18 protein-coding genes and 1 pseudogene are annotated in these 23,638 nt (G+C 61.0%); 8 read left to right on the top strand and 11 right to left on the bottom strand.

The window, feature by feature from the left end:
• Positions 1-18: 18 nt before the first annotated feature.
• Positions 19-1,017, bottom strand: a complete 999-nt coding sequence (locus JAO75_RS08230) for a hypothetical protein (RefSeq protein ID WP_199048214.1) — start codon at positions 1,015-1,017, stop codon at positions 19-21.
• Positions 1,018-2,295: 1,278 nt separating this feature from the next.
• On the opposite strand from JAO75_RS08230, the gene JAO75_RS08225 reads away from it, so the two are divergent.
• Together JAO75_RS08225 and JAO75_RS08220 are read left to right on the top strand one after the other, a co-directional pair.
• Complete coding sequence (locus JAO75_RS08225; RefSeq protein WP_199048213.1) at positions 2,296-2,808, top strand: hypothetical protein; 513 nt, start codon at positions 2,296-2,298, stop codon at positions 2,806-2,808.
• A 246-nt stretch (positions 2,809-3,054) separates the two neighbouring features.
• On the top strand, positions 3,055-3,273 hold the full coding sequence (locus tag JAO75_RS08220; RefSeq protein WP_199048212.1) for a hypothetical protein: 219 nt from the start codon (positions 3,055-3,057) through the stop codon (positions 3,271-3,273).
• A gap of 646 nt (positions 3,274-3,919) precedes the next feature.
• Here the strand turns inward: JAO75_RS08220 and JAO75_RS08215 are convergent.
• From JAO75_RS08215 to JAO75_RS08200, 4 genes are all read right to left on the bottom strand, one after another.
• The gene (locus JAO75_RS08215) at positions 3,920-5,452 is read right to left on the bottom strand and encodes a sigma factor-like helix-turn-helix DNA-binding protein (RefSeq protein WP_199048211.1); all 1,533 of its coding nucleotides are present in this window, start codon (positions 5,450-5,452) and stop codon (positions 3,920-3,922) included.
• Between the two features lie 323 nt (positions 5,453-5,775).
• The gene (locus JAO75_RS08210; RefSeq protein WP_199048210.1) at positions 5,776-6,057 is read right to left on the bottom strand and encodes a hypothetical protein; all 282 of its coding nucleotides are present in this window, start codon (positions 6,055-6,057) and stop codon (positions 5,776-5,778) included.
• Between the two features lie 282 nt (positions 6,058-6,339).
• Positions 6,340-9,522, bottom strand: coding sequence for a UvrD-helicase domain-containing protein (locus tag JAO75_RS08205; protein WP_199048208.1), 3,183 nt, complete (start codon positions 9,520-9,522; stop codon positions 6,340-6,342).
• A gap of 10 nt (positions 9,523-9,532) precedes the next feature.
• The gene (locus tag JAO75_RS08200; RefSeq protein ID WP_199048206.1) at positions 9,533-12,223 is read right to left on the bottom strand and encodes a PD-(D/E)XK nuclease family protein; all 2,691 of its coding nucleotides are present in this window, start codon (positions 12,221-12,223) and stop codon (positions 9,533-9,535) included.
• A 788-nt stretch (positions 12,224-13,011) separates the two neighbouring features.
• Between JAO75_RS08200 and JAO75_RS08195 the strand changes: the two genes are divergently transcribed.
• Together JAO75_RS08195 and JAO75_RS08190 are read left to right on the top strand one after the other, a co-directional pair.
• Complete coding sequence (locus JAO75_RS08195) at positions 13,012-13,170, top strand: hypothetical protein (RefSeq protein WP_199048204.1); 159 nt, start codon at positions 13,012-13,014, stop codon at positions 13,168-13,170.
• Between the two features lie 217 nt (positions 13,171-13,387).
• Positions 13,388-15,217 carry an SH3 domain-containing protein gene (locus JAO75_RS08190; RefSeq protein ID WP_199048203.1) on the top strand — a complete coding sequence of 610 codons (1,830 nt, stop codon included), beginning with the start codon at positions 13,388-13,390 and terminating at the stop codon, positions 15,215-15,217.
• A 226-nt stretch (positions 15,218-15,443) separates the two neighbouring features.
• Here the strand turns inward: JAO75_RS08190 and JAO75_RS08185 are convergent, their stop codons facing one another.
• Positions 15,444-16,193, bottom strand: a complete 750-nt coding sequence (locus JAO75_RS08185) for a hypothetical protein (protein WP_199048202.1) — start codon at positions 16,191-16,193, stop codon at positions 15,444-15,446.
• Positions 16,194-16,358: 165 nt separating this feature from the next.
• Between JAO75_RS08185 and JAO75_RS25460 the strand changes: the two are divergent.
• Positions 16,359-16,475: pseudogene (locus JAO75_RS25460) on the top strand (transposase); the annotation flags it as partial.
• Between the two features lie 250 nt (positions 16,476-16,725).
• Here the strand turns inward: JAO75_RS25460 and JAO75_RS08175 are convergent.
• The 3 genes from JAO75_RS08175 to JAO75_RS08165 form a co-directional block, all read right to left on the bottom strand.
• On the bottom strand, positions 16,726-17,091 hold the full coding sequence (locus JAO75_RS08175; RefSeq protein WP_199048201.1) for a hypothetical protein: 366 nt from the start codon (positions 17,089-17,091) through the stop codon (positions 16,726-16,728).
• Between the two features lie 147 nt (positions 17,092-17,238).
• Complete coding sequence (locus tag JAO75_RS08170; protein WP_199048200.1) at positions 17,239-17,565, bottom strand: hypothetical protein; 327 nt, start codon at positions 17,563-17,565, stop codon at positions 17,239-17,241.
• Positions 17,566-18,086: 521 nt separating this feature from the next.
• A complete protein-coding gene (locus JAO75_RS08165) occupies positions 18,087-18,401 on the bottom strand; it encodes a hypothetical protein (RefSeq protein ID WP_199048199.1) in 315 nt (104 codons plus the stop codon).
• A gap of 165 nt (positions 18,402-18,566) precedes the next feature.
• Here JAO75_RS08165 and JAO75_RS08160 point away from each other — a divergent pair, with 165 nt between their 5' ends.
• Complete coding sequence (locus JAO75_RS08160; RefSeq protein WP_199048198.1) at positions 18,567-19,334, top strand: hypothetical protein; 768 nt, start codon at positions 18,567-18,569, stop codon at positions 19,332-19,334.
• A gap of 73 nt (positions 19,335-19,407) precedes the next feature.
• On the opposite strand, the gene JAO75_RS08155 is transcribed toward JAO75_RS08160, so the two are convergent.
• Both JAO75_RS08155 and JAO75_RS08150 read right to left on the bottom strand, forming a co-directional pair.
• Positions 19,408-19,686, bottom strand: coding sequence for a hypothetical protein (locus JAO75_RS08155; protein ID WP_199048197.1), 279 nt, complete (start codon positions 19,684-19,686; stop codon positions 19,408-19,410).
• A gap of 1,630 nt (positions 19,687-21,316) precedes the next feature.
• On the bottom strand, positions 21,317-21,691 hold the full coding sequence (locus tag JAO75_RS08150) for a hypothetical protein (RefSeq protein ID WP_199048195.1): 375 nt from the start codon (positions 21,689-21,691) through the stop codon (positions 21,317-21,319).
• A 704-nt stretch (positions 21,692-22,395) separates the two neighbouring features.
• On the opposite strand from JAO75_RS08150, the gene JAO75_RS08145 reads away from it, so the two are divergent.
• Both JAO75_RS08145 and JAO75_RS08140 read left to right on the top strand, forming a co-directional pair.
• Positions 22,396-22,719 carry a hypothetical protein gene (locus tag JAO75_RS08145; RefSeq protein WP_199048193.1) on the top strand — a complete coding sequence of 108 codons (324 nt, stop codon included), beginning with the start codon at positions 22,396-22,398 and terminating at the stop codon, positions 22,717-22,719.
• 142 nt (positions 22,720-22,861) lie between these two features.
• Complete coding sequence (locus tag JAO75_RS08140) at positions 22,862-23,116, top strand: hypothetical protein (protein WP_199048191.1); 255 nt, start codon at positions 22,862-22,864, stop codon at positions 23,114-23,116.
• Positions 23,117-23,638 lie beyond the last annotated feature (522 nt).

The raw sequence follows: 23,638 nt of genomic DNA, 5'->3' as shown, positions 1-23,638 counted from the left end.
ATATCTTGGGACCCTTCGTCACCGCTGCCGGGGCAGGTTGCCCCGGAGGTGTGCGAGCTTCTCCCTTCGCCGTGCGTCTGGCGGGTTCAGGCGGGGCCTTTCACCGCCCCTGATGCCCTCCATGAGACCTCCGTACTTCGCCCAATAGCGGTCCCAGTCCGACCGGGTCATGCCGGGGCGGCGGACCAACGGCAACTGTGCGGAGGCAAGGGCATCCAGCTCCGCTGCCCATTCGTCGAGCGAAACCGCCTTGCAGTAACGCAAGAACTTGTAGGTCGTCTCGAACAGGTCAACCCGCCGATGCTCAAGCGCCCCGGTCTTCCTCTTGTTCCTGTACGAACGCTCCAGGGATTCGAACATCGGCATAACCCCTCCGTGCAGGTGCCGATAGGCAGCCTCCAGCTCGAAGTCGTCCACGAGCAGTTCGTACAGGTCCAACACCAAGTCCATGTCGGCCTCGAACGAGCTGTCCGGCGATGATCCCAGCCATGGCATGTTGTGATAGTACTTCTTCGCGGTTCTCATCGAGTTGCGGTACAAGGAGCGGGCTGGCGGGTCGTTGAACCGGAAACCCTTTAACTCCGCATAGCGCCGATTGAGGCGGACCATCGCGTCATGGCTGCCGCCTTTATCGGGATGGTGTCGATTGACATTCCGGCGATAGGCGTTCTTGAGGGCGATCTCGTCCTTAAAGTCGTCTTCAGAGAAGAACTCGCAGGCCATTGGCAGCGGTGTAGCCGCAGAGCCTCCTCTCATCTCGCGCAGTTCGTCGTCCGAGAGGCCGAACGAGAACGCCAGGTGGAGTTCCTCCCGGTCTTTCCTGCTGAGGGCAAGGAAGCGGGCCAGCGCATCGGAGAGGTCTGGGATGAGAATCCTCTGCGATTCCTTGTCAGGAGTTCTCCGGTAGCGGTCCAGGAGCGTCCTCATGTCGAAGTAGGCGGACGTGCGCCGATCCGACGTCAGGTCGACGATATCGAACTTGTCGGTGGCGCTCGTCACTAGCACGGCGCGGTCCATTGGAGCTCCATTCGCCTTCCCGTAAAGATCGTACGATACCGTAACCGCGACCTCAATTGGCGCTAACGGATACCCGGGGTGCCTAGCACGGATGGGGGCGAGGTCGCTCCCGGAGGGATCCTCGGCCCGTTCTAGGGACTGGCCGACATGGAGGGGCACCCGTTCACGTGGTCGTTTGCCACCCGAGTTGGGGTCATGGAGCATCGAATAGTATAATTGAATGTCCGAAACAAAGCACACCATCCAAAGCATTCCCGGCACCGTCCTCTCGACGGAAATCTTGTCGCCGAGTTCGAGGACATCGGCGGGGGTCTGGACGGCGACTACAATCGCGCTGATCCGAGCGACGTAGCACTCCTGCGTTTACAAGTCTCCGAGATCGGCGAGAACGGCGATGAGGAAGCCTTAGAGAACGCCTCCTACACCTGCCAGATCCCCCCATTGCCTCGGACTGGGCACCTAGGCAGACGGCGCTCAAGAAGGCCGGTGCCGAGCTGATCGTAACGGTAGGTAGCGGCGCGATCGTGACGGGCCTCCGCATCGAGGGCACGTCCGACGCGGCACAGGTGATGCGGGTCATCAACCGTGAAGAGGCCAACACTTTTCGCGTGTCCTTTGCCGACATCAACAGCGATGGCGTGAAGCCGTCTCGGAAAGACGTCATAGATTTGCGGAAATGCCGCTTTGGCTCATGCACTGACAATCTCATACCTTGAGGAACGTCCGCTGTTCCTTGCGAGAGCAGACACTTGGTGTACTTCCGAGAACTGCCAGGACCAGACCTTCGCGGCGTACTCCCGTGTGCGCTGATGATTCCGGGCTCCGACCCTAGAGAGGATCAGCGGAAGGTGATCACTCCGAGGCCCAATATTTCGTTGGGGATTGCGCCTGAGCTCACATGTACAGCGCAGGACCCAGGCGGACGGCGAATTCCGCGTCCGGGTTCGTTGTGCCATCTCCCACCCGCTGCACGATGGCGGCGACCGCCAGATCGCGCCGCTTCTGCAACCGCGCCTCTCGGATGCGCTACGATAAGCGCGGGCATCTGAAGAGATGGGGATTCGGGGTTATTGTCTACTACGTCCTAGTTTGCCAGGATAGAACATTAAGCCCACGTGGTCCGATGCTATGCCCTGTAACGCCCACAACCACCCCTCAAATTGTCACTGCGGCTGGGGAGGCCAGTGGCACGGGAACGTGCCGTTAGGATCGGGGCTTCGAGCGTACCCTCCTAAACCAGTGACGCAGACCTATTCGCCCGAGGTCGAATGGTCCTTCATGACGCCCAATGCAACCTGCCCCGTGTGCGGCGTCCGCGTGTACTTCTATGCCAACTCCAACGGGAGTCGCGTCTTCTTTGACGATGTTGGCCCACCTTGGCCCAAGCATCCCTGCACTGACCGCGTGAAGCTCTCCTCTACCTTCCTGTACCAAGTCCGTATGGCCGAGATCACTGCACAATACGGAAAAAAGCCAGCAGCTCGACGGTCCCTCGACAGGGACGGTTGGAGGCTCTTCAAGGCGCTCCACACGAAATCTTTCCGGCAAGAGCTAGAGCATGTGGCTTCCGGCCGGAAATTCGAAACGAACATCCTGAAAGACAACATTCCCGGCCTCGGTCAGGCCATCTGGATCAGAGAGCAAAGCCATAACACCGCTGAGGTGTCTTACTTCGACCTGGACAACTTCAAAGTCGTCTCGCGTGTCATGCCTAACCTTGAAGCCCGGAAATACGCCACCATGGGTGAATGGCTGCCTTTCTCAACCTGGTTCAGGCACCTCTTGCGCTGATCCCCATTGCGCCGGCCAACAGCCCGGATCATCGACCTGATCAGCCGCGCACTAAGCGGGTCGGTGCCTAGCTTACGCTGCGGGTCAACTTACGCGATCTTATGAGAGCGACAAATATCGCTGGGGGCATCCTTCTCAACGAAGGGGTTAGCAATGACCAACCGAGGCTTCGTTGTCGCAGCACTGATGCTTCTCCTGGCTTTGGTTCCGTCCAGCGTGGCGTAGTCGCAAGAGAGTGTAAAGTCTGTGAGGGCGAAGATCCAGAAGGATCTCGCGACCAAGAAAGCTCGCTTAAGGACCGAGATCAAAGCGCTCAATCGTCTCTATCGGGAACATAAGACCCTCAATCCCGAGGCCCGGTTCAAGGGGATCAGCGAGAAGGCATCGAAGCTGATGGCCGATTCCACAAAAGCCATTCTCAAACAGACCGCGAGCCGACAACCGACCGAACGTGAACGTCGTTGACCATCGAGCAGCCTGAGGGCTGAAGGCACCGGATCCATCCGGCGACAGCAGGTGGGTTCCGTCTCCTGTCGGAGCCGGCCGACAGCCGTAATCGGGAATATGCCTCGAATTCAGGGGGGACATGCCCGGCGCTTGTTCCTGCCTGAACTTCCTGGCCGCCACCCGCTCCATGATCCTGCTCAGCAGCAGCAACTCGAAGAAGCCGTCGACGCCCTCGGAGCATTCGGCATCGTAGTGCCGGCCGTTCGCCACGATCCAGGCATGGGCGGCGACCGTGCCTGACAGGTCGTCCCACGCAAGCCCGAGCGTAGGTTTCGAGAACGACCACCGACGCTCAACGAGCGCGACGTCCTAATTCTCGCCCTCCCCGTCCCCGCTGAGGCCGTCGTCCCACCAAACCTTGAGGCCGTCCCTCTCACCGCCCAGCACGTTTACCGCATCGTGCGCCAGGTCCTCGCAGATCCGCAGTTGATTCAGTACGGTGACTCCGCGATCCCTCGTGAGGTGTAGTCGACCGCGGGCGAGGTGATGACCACGCGGATGCGGGTGGGGTCGAAGTCGTCGGAGAGTGGTTCGCTCATGTTCCTATTCATGCATGCGGAGGCGCAAGAGTGTAGCCGAGCCCTTGGGTGGGAGAGCGGAAGCGTCAAGCCGCGAGGCCGGAATCCACCACTGAAACTCCGCATAAGGACCGCCATGATTGCCCCGGCGGAAGGCTGGTGACCATCCTGCGCAGCGTGTCGTGGACAAGATCGTGACGCAGCATCGCAGAACAGCAATCCGTGTAGCTGATCTCCATGTCCATCCTGATCTGCTGAAACTTGCCGTTCTTCATCTCGCCCGTTTTGCGGACGAGGGACACAAATTCGTCCTCGCGTTCGAAGGATGGAAGTTCATACAGTAACTTCAGCGTCCTGCCCCGCTCGTCGGTGATTACGTATCCCCAGCCCCGGGACCATGCGTGCTCGAGGGCTACCTTTCCCTTGATGAAGGTATCGAGATGGAGCATCCGGTAGATCGGCTTGCCCTCGACCAGCAGCAGCCTGCCCGATGCGCTCATGAGCAGGATGTCAGGATAATGTACCCTGCGCCTTTCCTTCTCCGTAAAAAACGGAATGGCGAGGGGTTGCTCCATGTACCAGGGAACCTCTCTTGTTGATGCGTCGATCGCGGAGAGCACGGTGTACTCCAGGCCGCTGTCGTAATGCACGTCCCCGTAGCCCTGCCGCATGCTGCGGAACACGCCCTTATTCGAACCATCCTCGTCGAAGTTAATCTCCCTCGCCCGTCCGACGCTCCTCGGAGGGATGCTCGAAAGGATTCTGGGTTCAGCGGGCCAGGCCGCGGACGAGAATATGCACTCCAGGAGCGACAGGCATCGGGCGGCATATGCCTTGCTCCTGCGCTCGGCCCTGAAAGCCCTGCGTTCGGCACGACGTCGCTCACGCCGGAAGTCCCCGATGACTGTCCTGGCCTTTGGCATGAGCTGCCTGTAGCCGATGCCGAGGCTCTTCGCGTTTCCGAGGATACCCACCAGGATCGTCGCCAGAGAAAACGCGGTATCCTCCCTCGCCCGTCCTAACATGAGGTCATACATGTGCAGGGCGGCATCATTGAAGGTCGCGTGACCTGCATTGAGTTCATTCGAGAGCGCCACGAGGAGGGGGGAATGCCTTACTTCCACCCGCATTCGGACGAAGGCCCTTAACTCGAGCTGGCGGATGCGTTCGCGGGAGACCCCGTATATTTCGCCGAGTTCTGTGAGCTTCATCGACGCCCCCGGCAGCAGGCGGTTGGCCGCAATCACCTCCAGCCTGTCGTTCCCCATCCGGTCAATGAGGCCCTCGAGCGAGAGCATGAGGTCTTCCGCCGTGAACGGTGGTAGTTTGGCGTGTACGGGTGGTTGAGTAATGGGTTTGGGATCCTTGTCGCGCCGGACCTCCTCCACAGCGGCCTTGGCGACCCACCAATCTTCATAACCAAGAGGGGGATCGTGTCCGAGGAGGGCGCAGGCCCTGGACAGGTCAGCGAGAGAACGCCGTCCGAAGTTCGCTTCGGCCATGAAGTGCTGGACCGGGTACTTCCCAACCTCCGCGAGAGGAATCCCCATGCGTTTCAGAACGGTCGCGACGCGTGCCGATAGGTATTCCTCAAGGTCGTAGGGTTCACTTTCACTCATTCGCAGGCCCGCCTAAGTCGCGGTAAGCTATACGATCCCGTGTTGAGCGTCGACGGTGCAACACGACCACGGTCCTGTGCGTTGTGGTTCGCGGAAGCGGATCAGAGCGTCCCCTCGCGCACCGGCGGGGTTCTGACCAGGTCGGAATTGTAGCCATCCCCCTTCCCTTGGTCTCGGTATTGACCGATCATCAGAGATCCGTCCGAGCGTACGTCGAAGCTCATCACGTAGTCCCCTTCGACGACCGGCCCCTTGAACTCGACCAAAGGACCGAACGTACTTGGCGTGGCATCGACGATGGTGCGGCCGCCCCACTCGATGCGCTACCCCTTGCCGTCGATGATATTGCTGCCTCCGTCCTTCTCGCACTTGGATCCCGTGATGTCGCTGGGCTTGGCAAAGGGACTCCCGACGCTGTCAGCCACCATACTCCTGATGGGCCGGACGGGCAGCAAAAACGCGTAGCAGTGGATGAAGTACCTTTCGTTCTTGATGTGCTCGTCGCTGAAACGTTCCAGGGCAGCGGTGAGATCGGGGGCTGTGTCGGATCCCGTCGGGTGGAGATCGTGTCCCAGCGAGCGGAGGTCGGCCCGGAGCTGGCGCATTTCCACATCGGTCGGGGGAACTGTATCCCTCGATGAGCGCACGTGCCGGGAGGATCTGCTCGATGCCTGCGTTGACGGGATTCCAGTCGTGAGCCTTGAGCACTCCTCCCGCGATGCCTATGGCCTGCTTGATCCAGCCATCGGCCCCGAGGTCGACCAGAGGTCCGCCTGACATTCCCCTCAGAGCGCAGGGGACACCGTTGATGATTTGGCCGCGCCGCTGCGCATCATTGCTTTTGCGGTAGCGGCAATCTCCGGCGACCAGCGGGAAGTTCGTAAACGTCACGCGATGGTTGCTACCATCTCGCTGTTATTAGCTTCCTGCACCTCAGTGCTGATGACAACCCCGCGGATAGGCATGTGGACGAAGCAGCCTGCGCAGCGCTTCCGGCCGCCGAGCGCGGTCGCAACGGCCTTGGAATAGGATCCGAGCTGCGGCGCATGCTTCTTGGCCCGCTCGTCCCACAGTTCCTGCTTTCCGGGGAAGCTCTTGTGGTCGCCGATGATGAACCAACCCTCGTCCTCTGGCCCATCGATCAGAACATCGATGATGCCCGAAATGACTTGGAGGCCGTCGTAGGCATGGACCGGAACCTCACGGTGGATTTTAGCGGTCGGGTACTGCTTCCTTAGGTGATCCCAGAATTTGTCAGCCGCAGCGATCACGTCGACGGCCGTGATTGCCTTCATGTCCCACCGCTTCAGGATGGCATCGGCTGACGCGACACGCTCCGCGAGGGATTTTGTATCGTCATCCGCAGCAAGGATGGCATGTAATGCCGATCCCAACTCGTCCATCTCCGGATTGCCGACAATGGGCACACCTCCCGAGAGGATCGTATGGCTGAAGGCATACTCGATGCCCTCGTCTGTCGCGGCGCTTGGGCGGATGCGCAAGGGCAGGTGGGTCGCGGCCGGACGCGGAAGCGACACGTAGGGTGCGATCCGTACCGTCTCAACCGCCTCGGTCCCAGCAAAGCGGGCGAAGCGAACCTGATGCTCCCGTCCGTTGGCAACAAGCGGCTGCCCTTCAGAAACGGGAATGGTCACGTGTGGGTTTACCGGGTCGGCAGCGAGGCGCTCCAGCCAAGCTGTTCCCTTGTCGGTGGCGCACAGGACGGCATGGTCTCTGGCACGGGTCACCCCGACGTAGAGGAGGCGCGTTGCCTCTTCATCCGCCTCTCGGATGACCCGGCGACCTGTCTCGGACCCCGGCCAAGTGACGTCGATGCCAACCCCGGCCTTGTGCAATCCGAACGGATACGGCCAGAACCTGATCCATCGGCCCTCCAGGGGGCGGCTCCAGTCGGTGCTTCCATCCGTCGCGATCGTCGGCATGGTCACGGGCCATGTCTTGGGGATGGAATCGAGATCCAGGCAGATCACCACGGGCCATTCGAGGCCCTTGCCCTTGTGATAGGTGAGGACGTTCACCGCATTCGGATTACGAGAACTCGGCCGCATGGCCTTACCGTCCTCGATGGACGTGGCAAGTCCTGCAAGGGTCGCCGGAAGACCCGTGGAACGGCACTTGGTCTCGTACTTGCGGGCAAGGCTCCTCAATTTCTCGAGGCAGTCGAGGCGTTCGATGGTTTTGCCCCAGCGGCAGGCATGCTCGGCAACCCGGGCGGCGATGAGGATTTCGTCGAGGATTTCGCTGGGCGTGAGCTGCAACTGCCTGTCGCGGATATCCTTGAGTTCTTCCGTGAACGGAACGAGGCATTCAAGTGCCTCGTGATCCTTCTGGAGCACGGCGTCGAGCCACGCTGTCGGCTGCTCGATGCCGCCAAGAAGACGGGCGATCTCTGCTAGGGCCAGATAATTCGTGGGGTCCGCGGTCCATCTCAGGGCGGCGAGTGCCAGCTCGACCTCTTCCGTCTCGAACAGCCCCTTCTGTTCGGCCGCGACCTCTATGCCCTTTTGTGCGAGCGCTGCGGTCACCCTGTAGACGTCGTCGTTGTCCCGGCACAGGACCGCGACGTCCCCTGGACGCAACGGGCGTGTCGTGTCCCCGGCGCCGACCGGCCATGCAGACGGGTTCGCCAGCATGTCAGCGACCCCGGCCGCCAAGGCAGCCGACTGCTTGGGCAGGGTGTTGCCGTCCAGGTGCCAGACCGCTACAGGGGAGGACACATCGGGATCGGCTGGTCGGCGGACCTTCTCGTACGTGCTCTCGGATTCGGGCAATCCCATCCTGACGAAGGCAGGGACGAACATGTCGTTCACGAGTTCGATGATCCCGGGGCGGCTCCTGAACGACTCAGACAGGATGCCACGTGTGCCGCCCGTCTTCTCGGCTACCTCCAGCGAGGCGGACATGGTCAGGATGGGATCGGTCCCACGGAAGCTGTAGATAGCCTGCTTGGGATCGCCGACCCAGACGCTCCTGGGAGCGATGCGAGCCAGTGCGAGGAAGAGGGCAACCTGGATCGGACTGCTATCCTGGTACTCATCCACGTAAACGAGCCCGATCCGCTCCCGCAGCCGTTCCTTGAACTCCGGCTTGCGCAGGATTTCGAGGGCGAGGCAGAGCTGGTCGGGAAAGTCGATCAGGCCGTGCTCCCGCTTGTAGGCCGCATATGCCTGCATCACCTCAGCGGCACATTCGAAAACGGCCTCGATGTAGCGCTCCATGTCGCTTCGAAGGGCGGGGTGCCTCGGGAAGACGCCGGCGGCACCCTTCACGTCGCGGAAGACTGCCTTCTCTGCATCCTTGGTTCCGTGCTTCAATTTCGAGAGTCTGACCCAATCCGGCCAGCAGATTCTCTCCCCGCGGTCCAGTCTGCCGAGATGCTTCTCGATATCGGCGAGGGAGTCCTTCCCGTCCTTGGTCAGCTTGACGCCGTCCGAGCTCCTGACCGCTTCCACCATCGCATCACGCAGGTCCCCGTCCCATGTGTCCGGTGCCTCGTGATCTTCCGGAAGGGTCATGAATTCGGAGAGCGCCTCGATCGACTTCCGGGCGGATACGCCCAAGTCGCCTGCCCCGAGACCGTTCTCGTCAGCCTTCTCAATGATGCAGGCAACGTGCTTGCGCCAGTCGCCCTTGTCCTTGAGCTCACCCAACCCGAGGGCTTCCCATAGCTTCAGGATGTTCGGTGCATGCCTGGCGAATACGGGATCGGCGGCCAGCCGGATCAACTCGTCCCGCTCCTCTGCCGCGATGACCTGGTTGGTGGGGGACCGGCCGAGGTCGATCGCGAACTCACTCACGATCCTGCCGCAGACGCTGTTGATGGTCCCGACCATCGCGCTCAACAGCCGGACCGCCTCCGGCCCGCGTCCCTGCTTGACGAGCTCGGCCCTCGCCCTCTCCATCAGCTCGTCGGCCGCCTTGACCGTAAAGGTCGTGGCAAGGATCGTCTCGGGTTCGACCGACTTCATGTCCTCAGCGATGAGACCGACGATCTTGGTTGTCTTGCCCGTTCCTGCGGAGGCGATGTTGGTATCGACGCGATTTGTCATGCTGGCATCCTCAGGCGGTTTGGCTGACGCGGCACAGCCCGTCGTAATCGCAATATTCGCAGGGGTTTGACTTCTTCGGGGGAACGAGGACGAGGTCGTCCGGCATGGGTGCCCCATCCAATCCGGTCGAAGCCGCCACGCCCGAAACCGTCATGTCGCGCCATGAACGGTGCATCCCGGCAACCGCGGACCAAGTGTCGGCGAGATTGCGGTCGGTCCTTACGGGATCGCCTGCCAGAGGTGAGTTCTCCTCGGCCAGCAAGGTTCCCTGACCGAGCATGAAGTACGCGGCGGGAAGGGTGCGCCCGGGTTCCACGGCATTGCTGTAGGCGGAGATCTGTATCGCCCTGCCGTCCTTGATCTCCCGCCGACGTCGGGTGTCGCTCTTCGTCCACTTGAAGTCGATGACACCTGTCCCGTGGATCGCATGGGTGGTCCGGAGGTCGGTATATCCCTTGATGCGAAGTCCATCCCCGAAATCGTGGATGACCTCCATCTCTGTCCCGACGATTTCCCATCCGTCGGCAGACAGGATGTCCGCAAGGATCTCCATCGCCTTGGGGATGCGCTGTCGTGCGGAAATGAGGTCGTTCGCCCCTCCAGCCTTCAGGAGGGGAGCTGCAATCTGCTCTACGATCCTATCGAAGACGGCCTCGGCCTTCCGTCTCGCATCCTTCCCCGGCGGTACGGGACCGGGAAGGAAGACCTCCTGTGCGATGGCGTGGGCGACGTTGCCGATCAGGCGCCTGGAATCGGGAATGCCACGGATGCGGCCGGCATCGAGTTTCGCTACGTGTTTGAGGAGCCACTTGAGATGGCAGCTCGCCAGTGTTTCCAGTGATGTCGGGCTCTCGACCAGTTCGGCAAGAAGATCGGGGATGGCGGGAACCGTCCAGCTCACCTGCTGGACGGGTGTTGCCCGCGGGGTACCCGCCTGACGGTTGATCGTGCGCGCCGCGAGCTGGTGGACCTCGTACTCCTGAACGGCTTCGGCCTTGGCTTCGATCAGGTTCCTTCGCTTCTCGTGGTCAAACAGGGGCGCGAGCAGGTGGGCGAAGGGATGGCTCCCGACTTCCTCACCTGCGATGACGGCCGGGCGGACGAACATGATGCCTTCGGATGCGGCCAGGGCCGCGTTCGTCCAATACGAGGTCTGCCGCCGTGCAGCCTCGGATGGCCTTTCAGGGCAGCACCCGACGGCCTCGAGGGCGGCAAGTTCGGAGCGGTACCAGGGGAAGGGCGGAGCGGCAGGCTCATGCCCTGCGAAGTTCCACCACACGACCCGCTTGACTGGGCCACACAGAGCCCCCGGCGTCCCGATGGCCCGCAGCCTCGAGGCCTCTGCCCGATGCTCGGGGTTGCCGAGACCTTCCGCGATCGAGGCATCGATCATCTGCTCGATCTGGCGCTTGGAGACGGGCGACTCGTTGAGCTTGTTGAGGGCTTCCGACAAGGCCTTCGCCGCACCGACCACGCACATGAGGAGGGGGTCGCGATCCTCGCCTGCAAGAGTCGCCGCCCAAGTCTTGACCCTGTCAGCGATCTCCTTGGCCTCGTTGGAGGGCATGGAGTGGTCGAACCGGGCGATCTGTTTCGCATCCGCCCACGCCTTGACCCCGTCAAGCAGCTTTGCCGTCTTTCTCTTGTCTCCCTCGCCCTTTTCCAGTGCCCATTCCTCGATCAGGGCCCATGCGCGCTTCCATTCACGGCCGTCGATACCAGGCTCCGAGGAGACGGCACGCGCGAGAATCCCGGCTGGCTTGCGCCGCATGGGTGGATTGGGAAGGGTCAGAAGGGAGAGAAACCGATCCGCATCGAAGGGCTTCCACACCGTCGCGAAGGCGAGGGTCAGGACCTGCAATGCCCCCCTGAAGGGCGAGGCTGACGACACACCCAGCACAGGTTGGCTCAAGCGAGCGAGGACGAGATCCAGCATCGCCGTGGAACCGTCCTGGGCGATGACGACGGTGTGTCCCGTACCGCCGTCCATGTCGCAGGCGACCCACTCGGCAACAGCCTCGGCCGCCGAGATCTCGGATGCCGATTTCAGCATCAGGACGCTGGCATCGCCCTCGAGTGGCAGCAGGGTTCCTTGCTTGAGAAAGACGTGGAGACGGCCGAGATCGGACGAGGCCTCCACGGGAGACTGGATGGCTTTCTGTCGGACCTTCGTTCCGCCTTCGGCCAGGAGTTCCGCGAGACGCCTCCAGCCGGGCGGGAGGTGCTCGATGGGTTCAACCGTCTCTAACTTCTCGATGGCGACACGCCCCCCGGCCTCCAGGCGTCTCATCACGGCACGCAGGCGATCCGCGCGTCCCAGGGGCATCAGCTCGAGGGCGGCTTCGGCCGCCGCCATGTCGGAAAGGCGTTCCGGAGGGTTGGCGATGCTCCCCGGGTGCCAGCCCGCCTCCACGAGGGCATCACGCCATGACAGGATGAGGCGGGCCGTCGAGAAGGGGTCAGCCGCGAGGGACGCGCTCCAGAACCTGCTGCTGCCCTTGCATGCCTCTTGCAGCTTCTTCTGCCAGGCGGTGATGCGGACCACAGGGGTCACGGGAGGCCCGCTCAGCCCCAGCTTGGTCTCGAGGATCGTAAGGAGACCAAGTGGACCGACGACGCATCCGTCGAGGATGCCGTCCTCGTCGCCAGGAAAGTCAGGATATGCGGATCCATCCGCCATCATGCCGAAGATGATGTGCATCGAAGCCCCAGGAAACAGCCAAGCGTGGCATAAGAGACGCCTCTTCATGCGTGGGCAAGGAGAACAAGGGATTACATTCCCGCTGCGTGGATTGTGGGGATAAGCGACAAGCTCCAGGAGAGAGCATCTTGCCTCAGGAGGCGCTCAGGATTCGCTAAAGGATCTGTGGGGCGGCATAATCCATTCGACGCCTAAGATAAGGACATGGGTCGCCGACCTGTGCGATGTGGATGGCCGACAAAGGGTTGGCCTGAGCCATCCTCAATCATCGCGGCTGTGCCAGAGAGCCTCGCATCTCCTTCCAGGATTTGACCTTGTTGCCCTCAATCTTCCCAAGCGCCCGTTCGATGGCAGCCGATCCGAGGGTCAAGGCCGACCTAATCCTGTCATCCACCGATGATAGGGTTAAACGCCAAGGGCATGTTGAGGGTCCGCAATGCCGTGGTGACGATTCCACACCCCCGAACAGTTCCTTCGAGGTTGCGCCGAACGTGCCCGTCTTCCAAGCTCCTCTGACCCTGCGCTCCGAGGAAAGTTAAGAAGGATCCCGTAAAATTGCACCCGCGAAAGCGACCTAGAACATGAACGACGGCCGACACAGAACCGTGAAAACAATCTGCATTCGGTAGCAAAAGCCACCAGACTTGATTGAACTCATCCGGTTACTTCCGACTCCATTTCTGGGCACTCTGGGTGCGCCGTGCTGACCATTCCAACGTTCACGAGCGCATCAAGCCAAAAGTCCTCGAGGAGTTGCGCCGGAAGCACGGGCCGGGTTTCGCTACGGCATGTGCGTCAAGCTGTCAGTCGGCTACCGCGCCCTCCCGATCTACTGGGCTTTCCTCAAGCAGATGTACGGTATCGACCAGCCGCGCGCTCCCGGCCGGGAACTCGTGGTCTACTGGGAGGGGGGAAAGCTGGCCACGAGCCATTCCGAAGGGGCTTAGCGAACTGCCATCTGCTCCGCATTGCCCCTAAGTAGGTAATTGTTCACAACGACGGGGTGTGCGACAGTGGCCGTCCTCCCAGGGATGCGTCCAATCATTGGGGATCGGCCATGAAGAACCTCCCCCTTGGCCTGCTTGCATTGCTTCTGTTCGGTGCGATGCCCGGTGTCACGAATGCCGCCGATGGCTGTCGCATTCCGAGGAGATGCGACCACGTTTGGGTCGCCGCGCAGGACGTCGGTGTGCCCCCTCGTCATTCTCGGATATTTCCCCTGCAAAGGATGCGAGGCATATCCGGCATGGAGACCGCCTGGTCTCGAACACGAGCATAAACATCAGGAAAGGTCCGGGCGACTTCTCGAGCATTGTCGACGTCCTTCCGAAAGGAAGCGCGGTTCTGATCGAGGATATAAAGCTCCTCCAGACGAGAAAGAGGCCGCAATTCTGGCTGAAGATATCGATCGATAGGAACCCCATCATCCCTCCCGGCGCGGGTGCGGCGAACGCACCGACTCCCACCGACGAGCTCGCGACGCTGTCCGCCAAGGCACAAGCTATCGTAAGCTGCTACGTGAAACTGTCGGAGGGACAGAGAACGCCCACCATCAGGGAGGTCAACGACTGCTCGGGATATTGGGTCACACCTCGCGCATTGCTTCGTTGCAGCATCGGCGCGGCGTGTCCCGCCCTCCCCAACCCGATCGACGGCCTTGCGACATTCGAGACGTACCTGGCTTCCGCCAACCTGACGAAGGACAGCCCCCTAAAGCTGAATGCCAAGGACATCCCGCGTCGGCCGTACGCCGCTCGCATGAATAGCTGCCGGCAGGGAAGGACAGAGGCCGAATTCATCGAATGCTCGGCGACGGAGGTCGTAGAGAACTACTCCAAGGTTGTTGACTGCGCGAGGAAATTGACAGTCGGCGAACAGCTTGCCTGCCACGTGGGCAACATTCCCGATGCCAATCTGGTCAAGCTCACCGCCTGTCTCGGCGGGGGCAAGCCGTCGCCCGACAAGATCGTCCAATGCATCACGACGCCGGAGATCGAGGAGCAAGTGACGAACCTGCGGAATTGCGTGGTCAAAGCGGGCAATCTCAATGCTTCCCGGGACTGCGTGCTGGTGAACCTCCCGACCCAGCAGCGGGAAATGGCTCGGTGCATGTCGGGGGCGAACGCCTCGCGTTCACCGATCGAGTGTCTTGCGCAATACTCGCCGGAGATGGCCCGCGCAGGCAGGGTCGCCGAGTGCCTTGGCAAGTCCGGGGTGGAGCGAACACGTTGTCTCGAATCCGTGCCAGGAATGCCGCCTGCCGTGCAAACCGCGTCCTGCCTCCTTGGGCCGGAAGAGGCCCGACTTAGCTGCCTTATGGGGAACACTCCCGAGGCACGGACAATCCAGGCAGTCTCCAAGTGCCTCGCCAATGGACGCAGCACCCACGAGATGCTCGCGAATTGCACGGGCGACCTGGTCCCCGACGCGAAAACCAGGGAAACCATGTCCTGCGTCATCAAGGGGGGCGGAGAGAAGTCCCAGATAGCGAGGTGTGCGATCATCGCGGGCATGCCACCGGAAACGATGCGACTCGTGGCGTGCACGAGCAGCGGCAGCCCAATCTCGTTCTTCGGTTGCGCGGTCGGGCCGGCCATGAACGAGGAGTGGCGGATCGCCCTGGAATGCGCCGAGACCTCCGGCGGAGAATCCGTCAGCTTCATAGGCTGCACGGGTGGTCGACTGACGCTCATGGAACTCACTAAGTGTTTCACGGGAGGGGATTGCTTCGGCCCGAACAACACGATCGTCGTCGCAGTCAGGAATGCTTACAACGACCTGCTGCACGGGCCAGGGGCCAACAACGACCTCAAAGCTTTCGTCGACAACCTGGCGCAAATCACCGGAGGTCCGAACTCCGTCGTGAATGACCCCGGCCAGATATTCGGCGGCCCAAATTCCGTGTTCAACAACCCAAGGCAGCTATTCGGAGGAGACGGGTCCGTCTTCAACGATCCCGGACAGGTGTTTGACCCACGGCGTTGGCGTTGGTGATACGTTCGATCCCGACAGGTACCTGGCAGTGGGCCTACACACCGACTGTTGCCTGCTGGAATAGCGCCATCATCGGTAACGTTCCTCCATACACGGATCGCCCCGGCCGTGGTAGCCGTCGACCTTCCCTGTCGTACTTGATGGGACGGTAGATCAGGCTGCAATGAAGGGTTGGACACATGGTACCTTCAAGCGCCGTTCCTTTTGCTACCGAATGCCGGAGGGATCAATCGTTCACCCACCCGCCGGAAGGTGACAGGCTCAATCCGTCGCCGAGATAGACGTTGCCTCCGCTCCCTCCGAGGAGATCGTACATCGTGCCCTCGAAGCTCCGTTCCCCGGGGCCTGGAATCCGGTGGTCCTTCCTGCCCGTGCCGAAGAACGACATGTACTTGGTGTAGTCGCTCCTGTTCTCCCTGAACGCGTCGGAAAAGGCGATAATCTGTTCAAGCCCATTGACCTTGTTGTGAGACAGGTCGTTCCGGACGAACTCTCCGACGCTGGGGGCATAGCTGATGGGTGAGTTCGGCATCACGTTCCGGCCGGCTTCCCTCGGGAGCATCTGAATGTCAGCGCCATTCTTCCGGAAGAAGATGTTCGCGGTCCTGCTGGTGTTCGTGTGCGTGTAAGCGATCCTGGCGACGGTGCCCTTCGGCTTTCGGGGAATCCATCCCGTCCGGTACAGGTGGGCGTGAACCTCTTCAGGTCTCCAAATCCCCTTGGTAATGGGGGAGTTGGGGGGCAGGATGATTCCGTCGGGTCCGAATTGAGCCTCGGATGCCAGGCATTCGATGCCGTTTTGGCAGTCCCAGTTCAGGAATTCGACGCTCCTGACACTTGCCCACTTCAGCGCGCCGCCTCTGGTGACCATGCGGACCACGACCGCATCACCGACCTTGACGTCCGTCCGCAGGCAACAGACGGGGTACTGGGCCTCGCTCCCCTCGAAAGCGACGTAGGCAATGATGTAGCTCAATTCGACCACCGCGAATGACGAAGTTGATACCTCCCTAGGACATTTTTCGTCCGAGCCCAAGTGCCCATCCGATACGTGTCCGCTCAGAATTTTGACAACGCATGTAAGCCGATAGGGTTAGCTCGAACATTTTGAACGTGAACTGCCCACGCTGCGCACTCGAAGGCGTATTCCTCCGATGATGGCACCAACACCAACTTGGTCGAGAGCTTCTTCAGCGGCATCCAGCGGGCCTATGTGGGCGTCCACCACCGCTTCTGGACCCGGTATCTGGACTGGTAGGTCGCCGACCCCGCGTGGAGGGAAGACACGCGGCAGATGAGCAATGGTCGGCTGACCCGCTCCATGCTCTCACAGGCGCTCCGGAGGCCAACGTCTCGGTACCTGTGCGGCTACTGGCAGGGCAACAAGCCACCGGACCTGATCTGGGAAGGCGACCCGGCGGCTCCTCGCAACGCTGCGATCTCCCAAAGCTTCTTGCGTCCGTCGACAGTACCGACCTGACGAACGCGATTGCGCTTCACCAGGGAGTTCAGGCACGTCGAGACATGCGTGACGAAACGGCCAAGCGCCGGGTCATCGGCCGCAACCCCGTGCTTGGCGGCATCCGGCTCGTGCACTCGGCCGATGACAGAGGCTCCCCGGCCTCGCGCAGCGCCTCAAGGATTGCCTGGGTCTTATTGAGATGTTTCAGTTCGGTTGGGAGCGGGATCGCTTGCCTGGATTGCTTGTGCCCCATCCTCGAGGTCGGGTTCCGCACATGCGCCGGGTCGTAGATTGCGATCACCTGATCGATGGCGGATACCTGCTTCTTGATGGTTTCGATCTTGAGTACGAGCTCATCGACTTCGCCAAGCAGCTCGGCGCGTTTTCCCTTCAGTTCCTCTTCAACGCTCACGTTGTCCCGCTCCAGAAATGGAGCCGGAAGCTACCGGAAAGGCCCAATCAAGTCTGGTGATTCTTGCTACCGAATGCCGAAAACAATCCACGAGGCGAATGCGAAATTCGGCTACTACTAGGGCAATGAGCAGAACTGGGCGACGCCTCAGGTGGAAAGAGGCGCAATTACATGTGGTCCAGGGGCTTTCGGATTCCTACGATACTTGTAGGCCAAGTCCTCAACAGCCTCCTTCAGGGTCCGCGCGCCGATCTCGTTCCATGCGCCCACTACATGGTAGCCTCCGAAGCAATCAGCCTTGCGGGTCAGCCACCCCATGCGGCCCCGAGGGGCAACAACCGCGTGCTGCCAGTAGACCCGTTCGAATGCCACTCCGATCTCCTTACCATCGACGAACACGACTTCCCAGTTGCCGTCGCGGCGCACCGCAAAGACCATTCCGTTAAGATCAACCATCGTGCGAAGCTTGCTCATGATCCTCACTCCCGCTTCTCGTTTTCTCGAGTGTCAGCGCTTGCTGACAAGCGAAGGATGCGCGGTACGGCGGAGCCGTACAAGCGACCGAAGTCTCTTAAATTCGAAAGGACTCCTCATTCTGTTGACGCATCCTCTGAAATGCTGGCCGAAATCGTCCAGGATTTTTCGTCACCCTGCCGGGGATAGGACGCCGGCGATTCCTTCGCCGGTGCAGGCTATTCCAAGGCCCTCTCAATCCAGACGAATCGATGAGTTCCTGCATGACCTCCTGCCAGTGCTCATGCAGCTCATGCCAAAGCCGGCAGCGATCGTCGACCACCAAGATCGCCCACTCGGAAGCGATGTTGTCTTCTTGAACCCCTTCCTGACTTCAGGCGGCTTTTCTGCGATTACAGCATCGACATCAACGAGGATGCCCGTGTCCGTGATGATGTATTCGAGCACGGCCTCGGGTGTGCTCGACAGGATGTGGTGCGGACGAAGTGCGAGCTAAAAGATTTTCTCAATCGTATTTGCCCTCATGTGTACCTCCTAAGAAATGCCGGCTTTACGAATACCCGCTCGACGGAACCGGATTCCTCGAGGGAAAACCAGTCGATTGCAACGCCTTCATCGCGCAGGTGGCGCACGATCTCGCCGAGCTGGAGATGCGCACGCTCGCGCCATGCAGCCCGCATCGCGGCGATCACCTTCTCCGGCGGACGTCGCGACCGTGCGCCGTCGGACACGTATTGATGCACGGTCCCGATTTGGCGGCCGATGATCGCCGCGACCTCGGCGGCTGGCAGTCTGAGCCGTCCGTACAGCCTCTGGAATTCTGTTTTCCTGTTCATCGTGCCCCCCGTTCCAGCCGCTGACATGGTGCGGCTGTACGAATGGTGCGTACGCCGGCGCGAGATGCACAACCCGCCGGCCATTTGTGCATATCACCCGTACAGACAACCCTCTCTATGTCGGCGGCGGCGTCGACAAGGAACCGACAAACGGGGAACGCTGACATGAGGAAGCTGATCACTAGAATTCTCACTCTCTTGGGCGCATGCGTGCCTGTCATGAAATGGTGCGGACGCACGGGCGCATGGATCGTAGACAAGTCGGTGAGGGGCGCACTTCTGGGTACGGCAACGGTAGTCGAGACTACAGCCAGAGCTACGGCTGCCACGCTCAAGTGGAGTGGTGACATCCTCGGGAAGACGTCATCGATCCCCGGCAAAGTGCTCGGCGGCCTGTTATCCGGTGGCGGAACCAATATTCCCGTTCCCGCACAAGGCGCTGACGAGGCCCAGCATGAGCGTCGCATTCGCGCCGTCGAGGGAGCCGCCCTTGCGCTGCGCAGGCAGCCTCTCCTGAGCAAGCCGAAGTCCACCCTCGCGGCGCCGTTCGAGATCATTGGCGAGGTCGTGCATGAGTACGCGTCCGCAGATCCCCATGCGCGACTGGAGATCGATTTGGACATGCTGCCGCCGTACATCCGCTCGTGGCTCGTGGCGAGATCTGAGAAGGAACTCCAGCGGCTCGCGGCCGTGGGACCGACGGCATGCGGCGAGTTCGCATCCGGACGGAGGCGGATCGTAGGGGTCGAGAAGCCAGATGCGGTCATCGAGGCTGAGCGCGTGCTCGCTCAGTCCTCGGCGGCTCCGTACCTGGCGAACGCTCCGGAGGAGCACAAGGACAGCGCCCTCACTTCGATGGGCTACACTGAGATCATCGCCGACCGGATCGCTCGATCGAAGGGACTTGTCCCCGCATACGTGCCGCAGTCCTGATCAACAACAGGTGCGAAACGGCGAAGGGCCGAGAATGATCCCGGCCCTTTTGATTCCGAAGAATGCGACTTCCTTATTGGCGAGCGGCGAGCGCTTCATCACGATATTGAATCGCACGCCGCAAAATTGCGTTCTCCTGCTCCAGCTCGGCGACGAGCTGGATCGCGGCGATAGCGACCTCGGTCATGCGGTCCGCGCTACCACGGGCCGAAGCGAGGGCACCGCTCCAGGCGCCAAGGACAGCGGCGTCGCGGTTGCTCTGGGCGGTCTCGGCGACGTTCCACGCGGCCGAGAACAAAGCGTCCGTAAGTCCTACAGCGAGGAAACCAGCGGTGGCGTGCGGACCCAACATGATGAACTCCCTTCGTCCTGCTCAATACATGAACATTACTTAAGGTTCCATCAAGTTTCAAGCTCCCTTTTTCTTGCCCACAAAAGAACAGCTCAGCAATCTACAGGGCATTTTATATGATAGTATCTAAAACAATACTTGTTTTAGGTCGCCTGCGATACAGATACCAGATCGGCCTTCCGCGATTCCTTGAGCGAAAGGAGCGCGTGCTCGCTCCACCAGCTTTCGACGAGGCTACCGTCAGCAGTGACGTACCTGAGCAAGTAATGGCCCACCGACTCGGCGTACTCGGCGCGGACGATCACGAGCCCCCCTCACCGGAGAGCAGGACGACACGCTCGCTCAGCCCGTAGGTGAACTCCGTGGGCTTGGCGCGATCCTGGCGCTCCTGCACGGCCGTTTCCCCAACGACGCTCAGGCGGCATCGACAGTGCCAACGAGGGCTTCCAGTGCGTTGGTTCGATTGCTGTCTTCCATGGTCATGCTTGCCTCCCAACCGGACAATTCGGCATCCGATGGTGAGATCGCCTGCGCGTCTCCTGCAACACTCTAATTAGCGATCTTCTTCAGGCAGCGCGGGCACGCGACGTCCGCATCGAGCGCCGTCGACCAGGAACCACCTTGCCCCGGGGCGGCTCCGCAAGCAGCCCGCCATTGCCCCTTTGCGATCGCATGCACGGTCCGAGCGCTGGCACCCTTGATCCGATGGGAGGTGGCAAAGTTGCCGTCAGCTAGCGTGTGATGAGGTAGGCGGGCAAGAGCCTCACGTCGTTCCTGGAGGGGAGCGACGCGCTCCTCAAATGCCTTCACTGGATCATGCTCCGTGATTGATCCCCAGTCCAAATCCATGCCGCCCTCCCGTTGCAGAGGCCAATCCTCGTGCCGCCGGCGCGGGAATTGCAACGGCCTTACCGGAGGATGGGGCCGTAGTACGTCGTGAGAGTTCCGCCTGCGAATCCATCAGGCAGCCTCTGGACCTCGCCGCCCTTCGCCTCGAAGCCTTAGTCGAGCGCAGCCAACTCGTGCTTGGTGACAGGCGGCAGGGGGTGGCTGGCTTGCCGTCCTCGTCGAGCCGCGGCTTGGGAAAGAAGTGAGCGGAGGGATTTCGATCGGCTGCGCGGCCATGGATGCCTCCAGATTGGTTTGGAGTTTCATTGTTGCATCGCCGGCGGAATTGGAGTGAGGGGTCGTCTGGAATCTTGCGCCCGACGGTTCCACGGTCAGGGTGTCCCCGTTCCCCCCGGGGCGTCCGCCATCATATGTCCTCTCCTCGCGCCGATGCTCCCTTTTTAGGGAAATCGGTGTCCCACATTTAATGAGCTGTGGATTTCCGCTATGTGATATGTAGGTGATACGAAAACCCGAGCTTCGGCGCTTAGAACAGCGGACCGAAATCAGAAATGGCCTAAAACGAGGGTTTTCACGGGACAGCCCCAAGGCAGAACAGCGGACTCTGACTCCGTTAGTCTTGGTTCGAATCCAGGTCCCCCAGCCACCCTGCTCTTTCAGAGCTTAGCGCCATCCCCTCTCCCGCAGGTTCGAACCCTCCATCAGGGCATGTCCGCGACACCCCCGCCATCCGCAATGTGGCGGTTAGCGCCTGATCGGGAATGCTGCTTCGAAAACCTGTCTAGTTGGCGTAAACGGGCTCGAACGTGCTCTTGAGCGGGTGCGGGTTCCAGTCCCCGTTCGAGGCCGGTGCGGCCTGCGCTGGAGCCGACCAGCGCCGCTCGAACTTTTGGGCGATTTCCTGATCCCTGAACCCCATCAGGCCAAAGCCGGAGCGAATCTGGAAGAAGTCGTAAGGCGCACCCTCGTCCTCGAGCCAGCGAACGACCTGAAGCTTGAGCGCTCTCTTGCTTCCGTTCCAGACGTCCCAGTCATTGACCAGGAAAACGAAGGGCCAGAGCTTGGCATAGGCCTCAACCTCGTAGCAGGTCGCCGTCGCCAGCTCCTCGTCACGTGTGGCGGCCGTCACAGCCTCTTTGATCTTCTCCAGCTCCATCACTGCCTCGTCTCACGTTCGTGATCCACCATGGCACGGCTCGAATCGGGGATCGCCGCCGCACGGTCACGGGTATACCTCACCTGGGGTAAACGATAGGTCATTTGGACAGTTCCAAAGGGATACCGCTTGAAAGAAGATGCACCTGCGCTAACCGCAATGCCCCAGCTTTCCTGATCTGTCCGTCAGCACTTAGCCCGAAACATGGCCGACCACGTGCAAAGGTGCGTCATCCTGACGCCGGGCTCGGCAGAACGCCGCCCTGCGGCGTCGGATTGGATGGCTGAGGTAAGAACGACCGATCTTCGACGCCCCAAACAGCCGGTCCGAGAAAGCGGAACATCAGTCGTTAGTCGCGTATGGAACGAGGTTGACGCCGGGTCGCCCTGCCCCACCTAGACCCTCCTGTGTTCATCTCATCGAGAGCTGGCTGTGATCAGGCGAGTGCTGAATCGCAAAGCGGTGCCCGACGACCCTGTCGACAGGGGCCTGATGGCGACGGCCCTCGTGGCCGCGTTGACGGCATTCCTGATCTGCTGCCAGCTGCCCTGAAGCCTGACTGCCCCTCGCACGCAGCCTCGAGGCTTCATTTATTCCCATCTTAGGACGACGCAAAGGTAGATATCCTTTTGCCCTAGCCCTACCGCTGAGACGTTAGGGGCCGGAAGCGGTTATTCCTCATGAAGTGAGCCGATACTCGCAACATGAGCACCGATATGCGTTTTTCAGCTTTGTATGTCTTTGCCGCAGCAACCCTCTTCTGTGGAAGTGCTTTCGCTCAGACGGGAGGATGGGCCTCTACCCCGGAAGGGAGAGCGCGCTGGTTCGCGTGCTACAAGGAGACCCGGCTAATCCATCGAACCAAGAACAAGTCCAGCCAGGACTACAGGCGGATCATCAAGGAAGCCCGCCGCGAGCACATGCGGGACTGCATGACGCGGGCCGAGCCTCCGGCACCGATGCCGGTCGTGGTTCGCCCGGGCAAGGATCCCGAGACGGCGGTATCCAGCTGGGCCAGCAACAACTAGGTTCTTACAGGGGCCGTGCTGCATCGTGCCGGGCGGCCCCTGAACGTCGGCATCCGCTTAGCGCATGCCTATTTGCGCAAATGCGTGGATCGGATACTCAGGCTCGGCGTTCCCGTCCTGTACGGGCGCCTCAGGAGTTTCGATGCTCATTCCCTGGATGAAGCTTGCCACAGACACCACGATGCTCGCCGCCGAGGCTCAGCTGGTGATCTGGACCCGCCTGTCGCAGGCCGCCATGGGCCAGGGATCTCCTACGGAGAACCTGCTCATGGTGACGGAGAAGATCACGGCCTTTACCGAGGCCGCAGCGATCATCGCGGCGGGCGGCTCTGCCCATAAGGTCGTCAAGGGATATCGCAAGAAGGTTCGCGCCAACGCCAAGCGCCTGAGGCGCTAGCGACTCCGACCTCCTCCCCATGCCGCGCCGCGAGGCAAGCTTGCGACGGGAGGGCTCGCCACAGGCGCACCGCCGCCCCCGAACTGCGGCTCAGGTCCAATTTAGCCCTCTCCTTTCGAAGAGTTGCGACACTTTGCGCAACGGCAGGCATAGCGCCATCCAGGCGCGCTCCGCGACCGGCTCAACTTCTGGAAAATGCCCGCGAGCGCGCAGATGGATGGGACGAAAATCCGTGCAACAGAAAGGTTTAGGCTTGCCGTCGCCAGGCCGAATCCGACGAAAGGCTAAGCTTAAGCGGCCCGCATCTCGCACTCGGGCGCAAGCTTGACCTTTGAAGTCTACGTAATTTCCACTATTCCATTTGCACGGGAAATCCGCCTATAGATTTCCTTATTGAAAGACGTTGATTATACGAACGTTCACCAAGCATATTTTCAACAGACTACCGTGCTGCGGGGGGCAGGCACGGTTCAAGCCGCGAACCAGCATAACAGCTGGGCGCGGCTTTTCTTTTTGGAGCTG

It is taken from the genome of Microvirga splendida (assembly GCF_016427565.1).
Classification (GTDB): Bacteria; Pseudomonadota; Alphaproteobacteria; order Rhizobiales; family Beijerinckiaceae; genus Microvirga; species Microvirga splendida.
This window is presented reverse-complemented; position numbering and strand designations above follow the sequence as displayed.